At 69.6% G+C, this 1109-nt stretch carries 1 protein-coding gene; it reads right to left on the bottom strand.

All coding sequences use genetic code 11. The features are described from left to right. Positions 1-826: IS30 family transposase (locus tag F8271_RS31455; protein WP_151493402.1), on the bottom strand; the 826-nt coding region annotated here is incomplete at its 3' end. Between the last annotated feature and the right edge of the window lie 283 nt (positions 827-1109).

Genomic DNA, 1109 nt, shown 5'->3' with positions numbered 1-1109 from the left:
CGCCGTAGCCGCCGAGCGAGGGACCGTTCTTCACGGGTGGTTTCTCGCCCCACCCCTGCAACCGAGGCAGATGCACCAGGAGCGTGCAGCGGCTGGAGCGTTCGACGAGCGTGCCGATCGCGGAACGACCCGTCCCGATGATCAGATCGCCTTCCCAGTGCCCGGGGACCGCGCGGTCCGCGGCTTCGGCGGGCCGCTCGGACAGGACGACATCGGCAGTGACATGCCCTTGCGGCTTGTTCCGGGACCGCGCTCTGGGAACCCGCAGCGCCCGGCCGGTGCGCAGACACGCGACCAGCTCCCGCTTGAGCGCTCCACGCCCCTGAATGAACAGCGACTGGTAGATCGCCTCATGGCTGATGCGCATGCACTCATCATCGGGGAAGTCGACACGCAGCCGGTGCGAGATCTGCTCCGGGCTCCACGCCGTCGCCCAGCGGCGGTCCTGCCGATGCGGCTTGTTCAACCCCTTCCACGCGGGCGCCTCAGGCCCGGTGACGACCGTGCCGTCGGGTCGCCGGACCCTGCCGGCGAGCCGATCCTGCACGTACTCCCGCAACCTGCCATTACCCACGAGCCTCGCCGTCTTCGGACGCTTCGCCGCCTGCTGCGCCTTCCACTGCGCCACCAGAGCCCGGTAGACCGGCTTACCGCCCCTGGTCGCCGAGTTACGGCGCAGCTCGCGTGAGATTGTTCCCGGGTCGCGTCCGATCCTGCGGGCGATCTCCCGCACGCCGACTCCCTGGGCGCGCAGCAACGCGATCTCCTCGCGCTCGGCGAATGACAGGTAACGGCCGGTGGGCTCGTCCAGACTGATCGGCGGCATGCCGCCAGCGTGACGGAACCACCGGAACCCGACCGGCCACGACACACCCACAGCCTCCGCGGCCTCCAGCGTGGTTACTCCCGACGCGATCCGCCGCCAGAAGTCCCGCTGCACCGCACGAGACGGCTCCGGCCGTCCCGGTGAACGCATCGGCGGCCGCAACGCCCGATCCGACGCCCACTGTCGCCGCCCGCCAGCCGGCACCTCAGGAATCTGCTTCTTCCCGCGCCCCATCGCAAACCTCCGTGATCAAGGTGTTGCGACGATCAGTTGAATTCGCCCT

This window comes from Micromonospora sp. ALFpr18c (genome assembly GCF_008868155.1).
Classification (GTDB): Bacteria; Actinomycetota; Actinomycetes; order Mycobacteriales; family Micromonosporaceae; genus Micromonospora.
The sequence above is the reverse complement of the archived record's forward strand: the minus strand, read 5'-3'. Positions and strand labels throughout refer to the sequence as shown.